12 protein-coding genes are annotated in these 14,232 nt (G+C 71.2%); 5 read left to right on the forward strand and 7 right to left on the reverse strand.

Annotation, left to right across the window (positions count from 1 at the left end; all coding sequences use genetic code 11):
- The first annotated feature begins 122 nt into the window (after positions 1-122).
- Positions 123-1,148, forward strand: a complete 1,026-nt coding sequence (locus ACGFIK_RS03555) for a hypothetical protein (protein ID WP_327022595.1) — start codon at positions 123-125, stop codon at positions 1,146-1,148.
- 3 nt (positions 1,149-1,151) lie between these two features.
- Here the strand turns inward: ACGFIK_RS03555 and ACGFIK_RS03560 are convergent, their stop codons facing one another.
- Positions 1,152-1,670 (reverse strand): DUF6912 family protein, encoded by a 519-nt coding sequence (locus ACGFIK_RS03560; protein ID WP_327022596.1) that lies wholly within the window; start codon positions 1,668-1,670, stop codon positions 1,152-1,154.
- Positions 1,671-1,887: 217 nt separating this feature from the next.
- Between ACGFIK_RS03560 and ACGFIK_RS03565 the strand changes: the two genes are divergently transcribed.
- Positions 1,888-2,115, forward strand: a complete 228-nt coding sequence (locus ACGFIK_RS03565; RefSeq protein WP_327022597.1) for a helix-turn-helix domain-containing protein — start codon at positions 1,888-1,890, stop codon at positions 2,113-2,115.
- Between the two features lie 114 nt (positions 2,116-2,229).
- Entirely contained in the window at positions 2,230-2,841 is a 612-nt protein-coding gene (locus ACGFIK_RS03570) for an Rv3235 family protein (protein ID WP_327022598.1), read from the forward strand.
- 109 nt (positions 2,842-2,950) lie between these two features.
- Here the strand turns inward: ACGFIK_RS03570 and secA are convergent, their stop codons facing one another.
- The gene (gene secA / locus ACGFIK_RS03575; RefSeq protein WP_327022599.1) at positions 2,951-5,878 is read right to left on the reverse strand and encodes a preprotein translocase subunit SecA; all 2,928 of its coding nucleotides are present in this window, start codon (positions 5,876-5,878) and stop codon (positions 2,951-2,953) included.
- Positions 5,879-6,049: 171 nt separating this feature from the next.
- Between secA and ACGFIK_RS03580 the strand changes: the two genes are divergently transcribed.
- Positions 6,050-7,246 (forward strand): GNAT family N-acetyltransferase, encoded by a 1,197-nt coding sequence (locus ACGFIK_RS03580; protein ID WP_393337488.1) that lies wholly within the window; start codon positions 6,050-6,052, stop codon positions 7,244-7,246.
- Positions 7,243-8,352: a GNAT family N-acetyltransferase gene (locus ACGFIK_RS03585; RefSeq protein WP_327022601.1), complete on the forward strand. Its 1,110-nt coding sequence runs from the start codon at positions 7,243-7,245 to the stop codon at positions 8,350-8,352. The genes ACGFIK_RS03580 and ACGFIK_RS03585 overlap by 4 nt, the downstream gene beginning before the upstream one ends.
- 53 nt (positions 8,353-8,405) lie before the next feature.
- On the opposite strand, the gene hpf is transcribed toward ACGFIK_RS03585, so the two are convergent.
- The 5 genes from hpf to mtrA all read right to left on the reverse strand — a co-directional run bounded on the left by hpf (position 8,406) and on the right by mtrA (position 14,224).
- Positions 8,406-9,026 carry a ribosome hibernation-promoting factor, HPF/YfiA family gene (gene hpf / locus ACGFIK_RS03590; protein ID WP_327022602.1) on the reverse strand — a complete coding sequence of 207 codons (621 nt, stop codon included), beginning with the start codon at positions 9,024-9,026 and terminating at the stop codon, positions 8,406-8,408.
- Positions 9,027-9,273: 247 nt separating this feature from the next.
- Positions 9,274-9,972 carry a ComF family protein gene (locus ACGFIK_RS03595; RefSeq protein WP_327022603.1) on the reverse strand — a complete coding sequence of 233 codons (699 nt, stop codon included), beginning with the start codon at positions 9,970-9,972 and terminating at the stop codon, positions 9,274-9,276.
- Positions 9,973-9,979: 7 nt separating this feature from the next.
- Positions 9,980-11,764 (reverse strand): LpqB family beta-propeller domain-containing protein, encoded by a 1,785-nt coding sequence (locus ACGFIK_RS03600; protein WP_393337493.1) that lies wholly within the window; start codon positions 11,762-11,764, stop codon positions 9,980-9,982.
- Positions 11,761-13,521 (reverse strand): MtrAB system histidine kinase MtrB, encoded by a 1,761-nt coding sequence (gene mtrB, locus ACGFIK_RS03605; RefSeq protein ID WP_393337496.1) that lies wholly within the window; start codon positions 13,519-13,521, stop codon positions 11,761-11,763. Before mtrB ends, ACGFIK_RS03600 begins: the two co-directional genes overlap by 4 nt.
- Positions 13,522-13,534: 13 nt before the next feature.
- Positions 13,535-14,224 carry an MtrAB system response regulator MtrA gene (mtrA, locus tag ACGFIK_RS03610; protein WP_013731734.1) on the reverse strand — a complete coding sequence of 230 codons (690 nt, stop codon included), beginning with the start codon at positions 14,222-14,224 and terminating at the stop codon, positions 13,535-13,537.
- Between the last annotated feature and the right edge of the window lie 8 nt (positions 14,225-14,232).

Below are 14,232 nucleotides of genomic sequence, written 5' to 3' on the forward strand. Positions count from 1 at the left end.
AGGAAGCTAGATCATCTCTGCGATTCGCAGGGGTCGGTTCCCTCCCCCACCGGGCCGCGTACGCTGGATTGCCGGTGAGGTGCCCGGGCCAGGTCGCCGGGTCCGGCGGCGAAGGGGAGACCATGAGCAAGCAGCCCGGTGGGCCGACCGCCGCGCAGCCCGAACGACCGCAGGCCACCGACCCCACGGCGGCCGAGGAGCAGGCCCTTCCCGCCGACGACTCCGCCGGATCGCCGCCCTCCGCGCCGGGCACCCTGGTGCTGGCCCTGTTGGCGGCCGGCTGGCTGGCCGCGATGCTCTGGTCCACCCGGGAGGCGATCAGCTCGGCCACCGCCGGGGTCACCGCGATCAGCCTGTCCGCCTTCGCCCTGCCCGGGGTGATCTCGGCTGCCCTGGTGGCCGGTGCCGCGGTGGGCCTGGCAGCCGGCGAGCCGGTCACCCGCCGGGGGGATCGGGCCACCCTGCGCTTCGCGGTGGCGGTCGGCGCCGGCCTGCTGGTCGGGCTCGCCGCTGCCCTGGCCATCAGCCTCAGCTACGCCGACAACACCACCACCCGCACGATCGCCGGTACGACCGCCGCCGCGGCGGTCATCGGCGGCGCGCTGGCCGGTGCCCGCAACGGCGCGGTGGTCGGTGCCGTCGCCTCCGCCGCTCTGGGCACCCTGGTCTTCGTCGTGGGGTTCAGTGTCGCCCGGGCTCCGCTGTTCGACCTGTTCGGTGCGGGAGACAGCCAGCAGTCGGTGATCACCGCCGCCACCTGGGTCTCGCGTACGGAGTCGCTGCTCGCCGGTCTGCTCGCCGGGTTCCTGGCCTTCGGCTATCTGACCTGGGCCCGACGGCGTGCCGCCCGCCGCGACACCCCCGTCACCGCCCTGCGCTGGCCGGCGTACCTGATCGCCGGGGCCGGCCCCGGCCTGCTGCTGCTGGTCGCCGAGGTGATCATCCGGGTCGGTGGGCGTTCCCTGATCGACCTGGCCGCCGCCCTGAGCGAGGCGGACGCGGTGGCCCAGACCTCCATGGGCACCTCCCGGGTCGACAACGGGATCTGGGTGCTGTTCGTGGGTGCCCTCACCGCCATGATCGTCTTCGGCCGCACCCTGAGCCCGACCCCGGAGACCGACCCCGCCGAGGCCGACGCGGCGCGCTGAGGGTCACCCCTGGTCGGTGGCGTCGCGCAGCAGGAGATCCAACTCGCTGGGGTCGTACCACTCAAGCTCGTGGTCCTCGGCCCCGTCGACCGTGAACTGGGCGTCCGGATCGCCGGCCAGGGCCTCCTCCACCACCTGCACCGCGGCGGCGACATCCGGTACGGCGTCGGCACCGTCCACATGCAGGGCCGCCACGGCCTTGACCGGCACCGCCCCGTGCAGTTCCACCACGCTGGAACCCAGTTCACCCTCGCCACGGCCGATCGCCGAGGCGGGCAGGTCCGCCGAGACCACCACCCGCCGACGCGGGGCGGCGGGATCGTGGCGGAGCAGTTGCAGGGCGTCCTGGGCGGCGCGGGTGAAGGCCACGTACTCCAACTCCTCCTCGTCGCCCTCGGCGTACCACTCGCGCAGCATCGGGGTCACGGCGTGCGCCTGCGACACGGCCAGGCCGTGCTCGGGAAGCATGGTCAGCATCGGTACGGTCGCCGGCAGGTACACCCGGACAAGCTCGTCAGTCACCGTTGGTCTCCCGCTCTGCTCCGGTCGGCGACTCCGCCGCGAAGGGCGCACGATCACCCGTACGCCCTGAACGTCATACACCCCGGACCCGCCCGGTGGAAGCTCGGCGGGGCCCGGTGTGTCGGAGTCGGCATCTCCGATGGCATGCTCAGAGGTCGCCTCGAAGTCAGTCCTCGATGGCAAACTAAAGCAAACGACACCAACCCGGGGAGTTCTCGTGGAGCCCAGGTTCCTGCTCCTGTCCGACGTGGCCGCCGAGCTGAACGTGTCGGACTCGCAGGTCTACCACATGGTGCGCAGCGGCGAGCTGCCCGCGATCAAGATCGGCGGCCGGGGCCAGTGGCGGGTCGAGCGCTCCCGGCTGGAGGAGTACATCCAGCAGAAGTACGCGGAGACCGCCGAGTGGGTGCGTGGCAATCCGCTGGCCGAGCGCGACCCGGAGTAACCACATCACCCTCCAGCCATTGACCGAGGGCTCTGCCTTGCTCAAGAATGAGGCCTATCGGAAGCAAACGAAGGCAAACGTAGGGTTTTGGCGCTGAGAGGTAGAGGGCAGGCGATGATCGATCCCCGGCGACCTGGGCCCAGCCGACCCCCGGTGCGGCTGCGGCCGGCCCCCGCGTACGACCCACCCTTCGTCGACGAGGGCAGCGAATGGCCCGGACCCGCTGACGGTCAACTGGCCCTGGACCTCTTCTCCGCCCCGCACTGGTCCCCTGGCAGCGGCCCGGCCCGCCCACCCCACCAGCGGGTCACCGTCCGCCCGACCCCGGCCCGGCCCGGCCGCGATCCGGTCCGGCAACTACCGCCGGGGGCCCTGACCACCGCCACTCCGGGAGCCACCCGGGTGGCCCACCGCTTCGTGGCCAGCTGCATCGAGGTGTTCAACGGCTTCCGTCCCCCGGTGCAGTTGCGCCGTCAGCTCGATCCCGCGCGCTGCGCCCACCTGCTGCCCGAACTGGCCCGCGGCAGCGCCCGGGCGGTCGGGACGCGGCGCCGCACCCCCCGCCCCGGTCTGCGACTGCGCCGCCTGCGGGTCTGCGAACCCCGTCCGAACGCCATCGAGGCCGCCGCCGTGCTCACCGGGGTCGTCGACGCCAGCTGGGCCATGGCCCTGCGGCTGGAGCACCGCCGCGGCACCTGGCTCTGCACCGACCTGCGGATCCTCTGACCACCGGGGCCTGCGTGGACCACGGGGGCCTGCATGGACCACCGGGGCACCTGCACGCCGAAGCCCCGGCCACCGCTGACGCGGTTGCCGGGGCTTCGTTCAGTGCCTCTCAGTCGGCGGAGCCGCCGGGGGCACCGTGGCAGCGCTTGTACTTGCGGCCGGAGCCGCAGGGGCACGGCGCGTTGCGGGAGGGGCCGTTGCCGGCCGAGGCCTGCCCGTTGGCCGCCGTCTGCCGGGCCGTGCTGGAGGCCACCCCGGCACCCCGCAGGCCGCCGGCCTGACGCTGGGGAGCCGCCGGGGCGGTCTGCCCGGGAGCCGCCGGTGCGCCGGGCACCGGGCCACCGATGCCCAGGGCCGGGGCCCGCTGGTCGTCGCGCTGCACGGCCACCCCACCGGCACCGGCCTCACCGTCGATGGTCGGGGCGGAGTACTGCAGGCCCTGCTGCTGCGGGGCGCGAGCCAGACCCTTGGCGCGGATCTCCACCGGCTTGTCCAGCAGCTGAACTTCCTCGGCCTCGGGCTCCGGCTCGTTGACCTGCACCTCGAGGTTGAAGAGGAAGCCGACCGTCTCCTCCTTGATGCCGTCCATCATGGTGGCGAACATCGCGAAGCCCTCGCGCTGGTACTCCACCACCGGGTCACGCTGGGCGTACGCCCGCAGGGTGATGCCCTCCTGGAGGTAGTCCATCTCGTAGAGGTGCTCACGCCACTTGCGGTCGATGACCTGGAGCAGCACCATCCGCTCCAGCTGCCGGGTGCCCTCGGCGCCTAGCTGCTCCTCCCGACGGTCGTACGCGGCGTGCGCGTCCGCCCGCAGTCGGGAGACCAGGAAGTCGGCGTCGATGCCGGCCCGGGAGCCGCCGGCCTCCTCCTCCATCTCCTCGATGGTGATGCCCACCGGGTAGAGCTGCTTGAGGCTGGTCCAGAGCTGCTCGAGATCCCATTCCTCGGCGTAGTTCTCCGAGGTGGCGCCCTGAACGTACGCCTCGATCACGTCGTCGATCATGTTGCGGACCTGCTCGGAGAGGTCCTCTCCGTTGAGCACCCGCAGCCGCTCGGCGTAGATCACCTGGCGCTGCTTGTTCATGACCTCGTCGTACTTGAGGACGTTCTTCCGGATCTCGGCGTTCTGCCCCTCGATCTGGGCCTGGGCGCTCTTGATCTGGCGGGTGACCATCTTCGACTCGATGGGCACGTCCTCCGGGATGTTGAAGCGCTCCATGACCGCCTCGACCGCGCCGGAGCGGAACCGCTTCATCAGCTCGTCCTGAAGCGACAGGTAGAAGCGCGACTCACCCGGGTCACCCTGCCGGCCGGACCGACCACGCAGCTGGTTGTCGATGCGTCGGGACTCGTGCCGCTCCGTGCCCAGCACGTAGAGCCCACCGGCGGCGGCGACCTCATCGGCCTCCGCTTCGCAGGCCTGCTTCCACTTCGGCAGGACCTCCTCCATCGCCTTGTCGTACTCCTCGGCGTTCTCCACCGGGTCCAGACCACGCTGGCGCAGCTCGCTGGCGGCGAGGAACTCGGCGTTGCCGCCGAGCAGGATGTCCGTGCCTCGACCGGCCATGTTGGTGGCCACCGTGACCGCGCCCTTGCGACCGGCCTGGGCGACGATCTCCGCCTCCCGGGCGTGGAACTTCGCGTTCAGCACGGAGTGCGGGATGCCCCGGCGGCGCAGCAGCTGGGAGAGGATCTCGGAGTTCTCCACCGAGACCGTGCCGACCAGCACGGGCTGCCCGGCCTGGTGGCGCTCGGCGATGTCCTCGATGACCGCGTTGAACTTGGCCTTCTCGGTCTTGTAGATGACGTCGGCCCGGTCCTGCCGGACCATCGGCCGGTGGGTCGGGATGGTCACCACACCGACCTTGTAGACCTTGTTGAACTCGCCCGCCTCGGTCTGGGCCGTACCGGTCATGCCGGAGAGCTTCTCGTAGAGGCGGAAGTAGTTCTGGAGGGTGATGGTGGCCAGGGTCTGGTTCTCCTGCTTGATCTCCACCCCCTCCTTGGCCTCGATCGCCTGGTGCATGCCCTCGTTGTAGCGGCGACCGTGCAGGATGCGGCCGGTGAACTCGTCGACGATCAAGACCTCACCGTCGCTGACGATGTAGTCCTTGTCGCGCTTGTACAGCTCCTTGGCCTTGATGGCGTTGTTCAGGTAGCCGACCAGCGGGGTGTTCACCGACTCGTACAGGTTGTCGATGCCGAGCCGGTCCTCGACCTTGGCCACACCGCGCTCGGTGACCGCGATGGTGCGCTTGGCGTAGTCGACCTCGTAGTCGCCCTCGCCGTCCTTGCCGGCCTGGAGGCGGGCCACCACGGCGGCGAACTCGCCGTACCAGCGGGCGGAGTGCTCGGCCGGGCCGGAGATGATCAGCGGGGTCCGGGCCTCGTCGATCAGGATGGAGTCGACCTCGTCGACCACGGCGAAGTTGTGGCCCCGCTGGACCAGCTCCTCCTTCGACCAGGCCATGTTGTCGCGCAGGTAGTCGAAGCCGAACTCGTTGTTGGTGCCGTAGGTGATGTCACATTCGTACGCCGCGCGGTGCTCGGCGGCCGGGCGGTTGGGCAGCACCACACCGACGGTCAGGCCGAGGAACTGGTGCACCCGACCCATCCAGGCCGCGTCACGCTGGGCCAGGTAGTCGTTGACCGTGACCACGTGCACGCCCTTGCCGGACAGCGCGTTGAGGTAGACCGGCATGACCGAGGTCAGGGTCTTACCCTCACCGGTCTTCATCTCGGCGATGTTGCCGAAGTGCAGCGCCGCGCCGCCCATCACCTGGACGTCGTACGGTCGCTGGCCGAGCACCCGCGCCGCCGCCTCCCGGCAGACCGCGAACGCCTCGGGCAACAGGTCGTCCAGGGTCTCGCCTTCGGCGAGCCGCTCCCTGAACTGCTCGGTCATGCCGCTCAGCTCTTCGTCGGTGAGGTTGACGTAGTCGTCCTCGATCGAGTTGACGGCAGCGGCGATCGCCTTCAGCCGGCGCACCATGCGCCCTTCGCCCGCGCGAAGGACCTTTTCCAGAATCGACACGGATCAACGCTCCCCTAGACAGTCTCGAACCATCGTAGGCGTTTCATCGGGCCAATGGTCACTGGTGGCGACCCTCGGCCATCGCGAAACCGACATAACGCGCGACGCTCCAGGCTACGCGCCCGGTTTACCCGTTACGCCGTGGGCGAACGATCCGGCACGATGGGTCAGATGGACCCCGTGGAGATCACCGAGGCCGGACTGGCCCTCCGGCCGTGGCGGCCTACCGACGCCGACGACCTGTATCGCGCCTGCCAGGATCCGGAGATCCAGCGCTGGATCGACGTCCCCCGACCCTACCGGCCGCAGGACGCGCAACGGTTCATAGCGGGCCGCTCGCGCCAGTGGGCGGAGGGCACGGCAGCCGCCTTCGCGGTCTGTGACCCCGCCACCGATCGACTCCTGGGCGCCTGCGACCTGCAGAGAATCGATCAGGACCACCAACTCAGCGAGATCGGCTACTGGACCGCCCCGTGGGCGCGCGGTCAGGGCGTGGCCGTACGCGCCGTACGGGCCCTGGCCCGATGGTCCTTCACGGAGCTGAACCTGCGCCGGCTGCTCTGGACCTCCCCCGCCGGCAACTACCCCGCCCGGCTGGTCGCCCTGCGCAGCGGTTTCCGGATCGAGGGGCGGCTGCGCGCGGCCGACCCGGCACGCGGCAGCTACGAGTGGTTCGGCTCGCTGCTGCCCGGCGAGGTACCGGCCCCCGACGAGATCGGTCCGGCCGGCCCGGGCACCCTGGAGGCCCGCCGGGCCGCCGTCTTCGGTCGCCCCCAGCCCACGATCTTCGCCAGCACCCCACGGCGCGAGCTGCGGCTCCGTCCGATGGAGGAACGTGACCTGGCGGCATTGGTGATCACCTGCCAGGACCCGGAGACCCTGCGGTGGACCACCGTCCCGGATCCCTACGACCGGTCGGCGGCCGAGTCCTTCCTGATCCACTGCCAGGACTGCTGGGCGGGCGGCACCGCGGCCTACTATGTGATCGCCGACGAACAGGATCACTACGCCGGCTCGATCGACCTGCGGCTGTCCCCCACCGATCCCCTGCTCGCCGACGTCGGCTTCATGACCGCGCCACATGCCCGGGGCCGGGGTTACCAGACGGCGGCGCTGGCCGCGCTGGCCACCTGGGGTTTCGCCACCCTCGGGCTGGCCCGCATCGAATGGCGGGCGCACGTCGGCAACCTGGCCTCCCGCCGGGTCGCCGAGCGGGCCGGCTTCACCATGGAGGGCACCGCCCGGGGTCTTCTGAACCACCGTGGCACCCGGGCCGACGCCTGGATTCGGTGCCCTGCTGGCCGAGGATCTGGCCCAGCCGGCGGTGCGGCACGCGGCAACGGTCGACCGGGCCGGGTGACGGCATGACCGCCGAGTCCATCGAGGCGCACGGGGTACGGCTGCGGCCGTACCGTCTGGACGACCTGGCCGATGTCGTAGCCGGCTGCGCCGACCCGGTGACCCAACGTTTCCTGGACGGTCTGCCCCGCCCGTACACCGAGGCCGACGCCCGGCGATGGATCACCGAGAGTGCCCCGGCGCTGGCCGCCTCAGGCGGTGCCGCGTACGCCGTCGCCGATCCGGCCACCGACCGGATGCTCGGCTCCGTGGGGCTGAGTAACCCGCTGCCACAGCGGCGGCAGGCCGAGATCGGCTACTGGGTGCTGCCGGGCGTGCGGGGTCGCGGGGTGGCCACGGCGGCCACCCGGGCGTTGGCCGAACATGCCTTCTCCGACGGCATCGACCGGCTGGAACTGCTCACCAGGCTGGAGAACGTGGCCAGCCAGCGGGTCGCGGTGGCTACCGGTTTCCGACCCGAGGGGGTACGCCGGGGTGGCGGCCTGAGCCCCGGTGGCAGCCGGCCCGACCTGGCGGTCTGGGCGCGGCTGGCCGACGATCCGCCCGGGCCGTACCCCCGTCCGCTGCCCGACCTGCCCGAGGGGCGACTCACCGACGGGGTGGTCGTGCTCCGACGGCTGGAGCCCGAGGACACCGACGAGATGTACCGTCTGAACACCAGCCCGGGGGTGGTGTCCTCCCGGGTGCCACCGGGCCCGCCCACCCGGGAGGAGATCGCCGGGCGTGGTCTCGGCGCGGCCCACCAGTGGCTGGTCGGCACGGTAGCGGCGATGACCATCCTCGACGCGGCCTCCGGGACGGTGGCCGGGTCCTGCATGCTGCTGCACGACCAGCGCGCCGGGCAGGGGATGCTGGGCTACAGCCTGTTCCCGCAGTGGCGGGGACGCGGCTACGCCACCCGGGCGGTGCGGCTGCTGGCCCGGTGGGGTTTCGCGCAGGTCGGCCTGGCCCGGGTGTGGGCCGGCACCCTGCCGGAGAACCTGGCCTCCCGGCGGGTGCTGGAACGGGCCGGCTTCCGCTACGAGGGGCTGTTGCGCTCCCTGCTACCCGGCGTGGAGGGCGACCGGCGGGACTCGACCGTGTACGGGCTGCTCCCCGGCGAACTGGTGGACTGAGCGCCTGAGCGCGGCGCGGGCCGGGGCGCTGCCCCGACCCGCGCCGACCTCGGTCAGATGTCGAGCGAGATGATGCCGTAGTCGTAGGCGTGCCGTCGGTAGACGACACTGGGGCGACCGGATTCCTTGTCCTGGAACAGGTAGAAGTCGTGGCCGACGAGTTCCATCTGGAACAGCGCTTCGTCGACGGTCATCGGCTGGGCCGGGTGCACCTTCTCCCGGGCGATGTGCCACGGCTGGTCGTCGTACTCGTCCTCCTCGGCGCGTTCGGCGACCGCGGTGGCCCCCGGTGCGCTCAGGGCGGCGGAGAACATGTCGGCGACCGGCAGGCCGGCGGTGGCGGCGGCGACCGATACCGGCGGGCGGCCCCGGTGTACGCGACGCCGGTCAGCGGCGCGGCGCAGGCGGGCGTCGAGCTTGGCGATGGCCGTGTCCAGCGCGCTGTAGAAGTCGCTCGTGCAGGCCTCGGCCCGGATCACCGGGCCCCGGGAGAAGCAGGTGATTTCCACTCGCTGGCAGTGGTCGGCCTGGCGCGGATTGCGCTCGTGGAAAAGCTCCACCTCGGCCCGGATAAGTTTGTGGTCGTAACGTTCGATCTTCGCCAGTTTTTCGGCTACGTGCACCCGGTAATGATCCGGCACTTCGACGTTACGGCCCTTGACCACGATGTCCACGTGACCTCCCTCGTTCGGACGGTCTTTGCTCCGAGAACTCCGGTCGCACGTCCGGGGAGGGGTCCCGCTCGGCGTCGACCGGTCAATACGGCTACGCCTCCTCTCACCGCCGGGGTGGGCTAATGATCTCCTACCCTCGACAAGCAAACGCTAACTCTTATTTGCTCCCTCGTCATCCCCAGCCGCCGACCCGGGCCGGAAATTTTGCAGAGATCACACACGAAGGGGTGAACGAAAACACAATCGGTTACCGCTTGTGCCTTTTTTCGGTAGCCGCAAGAACCGCCGCCACCGAGGGCGACATTCCTGGTACGCGCAGCAATTGGCTGATCGCGGCGAGGGTGGACCCGGTGGTGATGATGTCGTCGAGCAGCACCACGGTCACCCCGGGCGGGGTCGGGCCGACACCCGGCCGGACCCGGAAGGCCCCCAGAGCGGTGGCCGCCCGGCCGGCGCTGTCCAGGGTGACCGAATCGGGCCGGGACCTCGCCTGCACCGGCCGCTGCACCCGTACCGGCCAACCCGCCGCGCCCAGCCTGCGGGCGCAGTGCCGGGCCAGCCGCCCCAGATGGTCGCCGTAGCGGGCCCGGGCCGCCGCCGGGGTGTCCGGCACCGGCACCAGCACCAGGGGGCGCACCGATCCGACCGCGGCGGCCACGACCTCGGCCAGCAACGCTCCCAGGGGCCGGGCCAGACCGTGCCGGCCATGATCCTTGTACGCGAGCAGAGTCTCCCGCAACGGCCCGGCGTAGCTGCCCAGGGCGTGACAGGGCGGCAGCCCCAGCGGGGCCGGAACCGGTCGGACCGCCCCGGGACGCAGGGCCCGCAACACGGTCACACATTCCGGACAGACCCCCTGCCGCAGCCGGGAGCTACGCTGCCGACAGCCGGCGCACTCCGTGGGCAGGGCCAGATCGGCCAGATCCGCCCACAGCCCGCCCAGCACTGCCGACTCAGTAGAGGAAGACCGGTGCGGTGGGATTGCCCGGACGGACCCCGGTCGGCGGGGCGGTGACCTCCTGGACCTGTTCCCGCACGATGCGCTCGAACGGGTTGTTGCGGTAGGTGACCCCGTTGGCCTCGTACATGAAGCTGGCGGCCAGCGGGGAGGTCGGGGTGGCGGGGTGGGCGGCCAGGTGGGTGACCTCGGCACCGGCGTCGTCCCGCAGCCGGGTCTCCAGGGCCCCGTCGACACTGACGTCGTAGATCGCCGGCCGACCGGCGGCCCCGGCCACCAGCAGCCGGCCTTCGGCCCACCAGTCGACCGCGGTCAACCGGGTCAGGGAGGTGGTCAGGCGTCGGGCCGGCCCGATGGTGGGCACCCCGCCCTCCCAACTGATGGCGGCCACGTACAGGGCGCCGTCGACGATCAGGGCGATCCGGTGCCCGTCCAGGGCGGCGGCCACCGCCTCGACCCGACCCGGCAGGCCGAGCTGCACCGGGCGCATCACCGCCCGGTCGTCGAAGCGGTGCAGCTCGCCGTCGGCGACCACCAGACCGGCCGGCTGATCGCTGTCGGTGCGCAACCAGACCGGCCGACCGATCGCGGTGTGGGTGGGGCCGGCCGTGAAGCTCTCCACCACCTCGCGGCCCCGGCCGACACTCAGTCGCTGCCGGCCCCCGGACGCGCCGACCACCAGAGCGGCCAGCACGTCGTCGCCGGCCCGACGCAACCCCGCGGAGAACACCCCGCGGTTCGCCTCGGCCACCACCGGCACCCGGCCGATCGGCTCGTTGGCCACGGCCAGGGCGTGGACGGCGCCTTCGTACACGCAGAAGCGTCGGCCGTTGTCCTCCAACTGGTAGAGCTGGTTCGCCGTGCGCTGCTCGCCCAGGTCGACGAGCTTGCGGGACTGGTTCAGGATCTTGATCTCCAGGATGCCGTCCAGCTCCAGCAGCGACCAGGCCAGTTGGGTGGCGAACTGCTCCAACCGGACGTCGTCGGCGCCGGGCATGTCGAGATTGACCTCCCACCGGCCGTCCGAGCCGGTGGCATTGTTGATCATCTCGGTGCGGTCGGGCAGCCCGGAGACGCCGACCCGCAGCCAGTCCGAGGGGCCTGCGGTCAACCAGCGGACCACCTCACTGACCCGCCGCTCGGCGGGCACCGCCGAGGAGAGGTACCGCTGGTCGGGCACCAGACGGGTCCGCTCGGAGTTCCAGAAGTAGATGGATTCGGTCTGGTAGTACAGGCGCAGGGCCTCGTCGCTGAGCAGCAGGATGTTCGGTGGCTCGCTGACGTAGAAGCCGGCGTCGTCCTGACCCGCCGGACCGGCGTTGATCAGGCGGAACTCGTAGGTCGTCTCGGTGGCCAGGGGTGGGACGAGCATGCCGTTGGCCCGCAGCAGACCGACCTGCTGCACGCTGATGGTGACCTTCATGCTGTCGACGTCCGGCTCGATCACCGGGTCGTCGATGAGGCGTACCACCGACAGGGCCACCTCGCTGCCCTGCTTGACCTGAAGGCCACCCCGTTCGGAGGCCGCGATGTACTGCTTGACCCGCTCGTAGGCCCGGTCCGGCTCGCCGGCCGCCGCGGCCAGGAAGTTGCGGACGAAGGCCTCGGCGTCGCTTCCGCTGGCCTCCCGGGGCGGCGGTTCGCTGCCCCGCCCCAGCGACCAACTGGCCTCCGCCGCCGGCCCACGCTGCTCGGTCTGCACCTCGGAGCGGTCCGGAATGCCACAACCGGTGAACACCAGCACCACCCCGAGCGCACCGCTGATCACCCGCCGCTTCACGACCCCACCTCCGCGCGCTGCTCGGCGGCCGGCGGAGTCGCCGGCCCGACCGTCAGGGCCCCGTCCGGTCCGGGACCGATGGCCAGCAGGTCCTCCGCGGGCGAGGCACCGAACGGCAGGGCGGCGTCCGCCGGCACCAGCCGCAGCGGCGAGGTGATCAGCCGGTCACCGGCCCGCGCCGGCAGGGTCAGCCGGAACTGGGCACCCTGCCCGGGTGCCCCCCACGCCTCCAGCCAGCCGCCGTGCAGCCGCGCGTCCTCCAGGCTGATCGACAACCCCAGCCCGGTGCCGCCGGTCTGCCGGGCCCGGGAGGGATCGGCCCGCCAGAACCGGTTGAAGACCAACTTCTCCTCGCCGGGCTTGAGCCCGACACCGTGATCCCGGACGGTCACCGCCACCGCGGTCTCGTCCATGCCCAGGGTGATGTGCACCGGCCTGCCCTCGCCGTGTTCGACCGCGTTGCCGACCAGGTTGCGCAGCACCCGCTCTACCCGGCGGGGGTCGATCTCGGCGATCACCGGGGTCGCCGGCAGGTCCAGCTCGATCTCCACACCGACCCGTTCGGCCAGGCCGGAGAGGCGGTCCACCACCCGGTGCACCACCGGCACCAGGTCGGTCGGCTCGGCGTCCAGGACGGCGAAGCCCGCGTCGAACCGGCTGATCTCCAGCAGGTCGGTCAGCAGTTCCTCGAACCGGTCCAACTCGGCCTGCAACAACTCCGCGCTGCGGGCCACGGAGGGCTCGAACCCCTCCCGCTCGGCGAAGATCAGATCGGCTGCCATCCGTACCGTGGTCAGCGGGGTACGCAGCTCGTGTGAGACGTCCGAGGTGAACCGGCGCTGCAACCGCGACATCTCCTCCAACCGCAGGATCTGCCGTTGCAGGTTGGTGGCCATCTGATTGAAGGAGGCCGCCAGCAGGGCCAGATCGTCCTCGCCGTTGACGGCCATCCGCTGGTCGAGCAGCCCGGCGGAGAGCCGCTGGGCGGTGCGGGCCGCGACCCGTACCGGTGTCACCACCAGCCGGGTCACCAGCGCGGCCAGCAGTCCGAGCAGCAGCACCAGGGCCACCCCGGTGGCCACCACGGTGGCCCGCGCCTGGCTGGCGGTGGCGTCCTGCAAGGTCAACGGTACGAAGTAGTAGAGCTCCACCTGGCCGAAACGGGTGGGCACCGGCGAGCCGTACACCAGGTACTTGGTGTTCCGATCGCCGGTCAGCCGACCGGTCTGGATCTGGTTGGCCACATTGCCCCCGGCCACCGCCGTCCGCAGCTCAGGGCTGATCAACGGCCGGAAATCCACCGCGGGTGAGCTGCGCGGCAGGATCATGCCGCCGACACTGTCCGCGGTCAGCGCCACGACCACCCCGCTGGTCTGCTGGGGGTCACCCCCGGCCAGGTAGTTGACCGTGCCGTCGATGGTCTCCTGGAGTTGGGCCTCCTGCGGCTGGCTGTAGAGGCTGAACTGCTTGGCCGCGTACTCCGCTCCGCTGGTCAGCCGCAGCCGCACGTCGGTCTTGGCGTTGTCCAGCAGGATGCTGGTGATGTTGCCGGCGATCAGGTAGGCGAAGCCGCCCACCAGCAGGCTGGAGACCACGAGGGTGATGGTGACCACCCGCACCTGCAGGGAGCGACGCCAGGTGTGGTGCAGGCCGGCGAACACGCGGGCGGCCCGACCGCTGAGCCGACGCCACACCTCCCGCCCCGCGCCGGGACGGCGGGACGTGGCGTCTGGGTCCGGAGTCGGGGAGGTGGTCACAGTGCGACCCAGGCTATCCCGTACCCGCCTTGTAGCCCACGCCCCGCACGGTGAGGATGATTTCCGGTCGCTCCGGATCCGGCTCGATCTTGGCCCGTAGGCGCTGCACGTGCACGTTGACCAGCCGGGTGTCGGCCGCGTGCCGGTAGCCCCAGACCTGCTCCAGCAGGACCTCCCGGGTGAAGACCTGACGCGGTTTGCGGGCCAGCGCCACCAGCAGGTCGAACTCCAGCGGGGTCAGCTTCACCTCTTCGCCGTTGCGGCTGACGGTGTGCGCCGGCACGTCGATGGCGATCTGGTTGCCGGGGGGACCGATGGTGAGCAGTTCCGGTGCCGCGTCCTCGCCCCGGCGCAACCGGGCCCGCATCCGGGCCACCAGTTCCTTGGGCTTGAACGGCTTGACCACGTAGTCGTCCGCGCCCGACTCCAGGCCGAGCACCACATCCACGGTGTCGCTCTTGGCGGTCAGCATCACGATCGGTACGCCGGACTCGGCGCGAATCGCCCGCGCCACGTCGATGCCGCTCATGCCGGGCAGCATCAGGTCCAGCAGCACGATATCGGGACGATTGTCGCGGAATGCGGCCAGAGCGCGCTCCCCGTCCGCCACGAAGGAAGGCATGAATCCCTCGCTACGCAGCACGATGCCAAGCATCTCGGCGAGCGCAGGATCGTCGTCGACCACCAGTACCCGGGCTCTCATGGGGTTAA

Source organism: Micromonospora sp. NPDC048871, from assembly GCF_043198155.1.
Taxonomy (GTDB): domain Bacteria; phylum Actinomycetota; class Actinomycetes; order Mycobacteriales; family Micromonosporaceae; genus Micromonospora.

Excerpts from the sequence above, each read along its gene's own strand:
- ACGFIK_RS03555 (WP_327022595.1), top strand. The coding sequence starts at position 123 with ATGAGCAAGCAGCCCGGTGGGCCGACCGCCGCGCAGCCCGAACGACCG.
- ACGFIK_RS03570 (WP_327022598.1), top strand. The coding sequence starts at position 2,230 with ATGATCGATCCCCGGCGACCTGGGCCCAGCCGACCCCCGGTGCGGCTG.
- ACGFIK_RS03580 (WP_393337488.1), top strand. The coding sequence starts at position 6,050 with ATGGACCCCGTGGAGATCACCGAGGCCGGACTGGCCCTCCGGCCGTGG.
- ACGFIK_RS03585 (WP_327022601.1), top strand. The coding sequence starts at position 7,243 with ATGACCGCCGAGTCCATCGAGGCGCACGGGGTACGGCTGCGGCCGTAC.
- mtrA (WP_013731734.1), bottom strand. The coding sequence starts at position 14,224 with ATGAGAGCCCGGGTACTGGTGGTCGACGACGATCCTGCGCTCGCCGAG.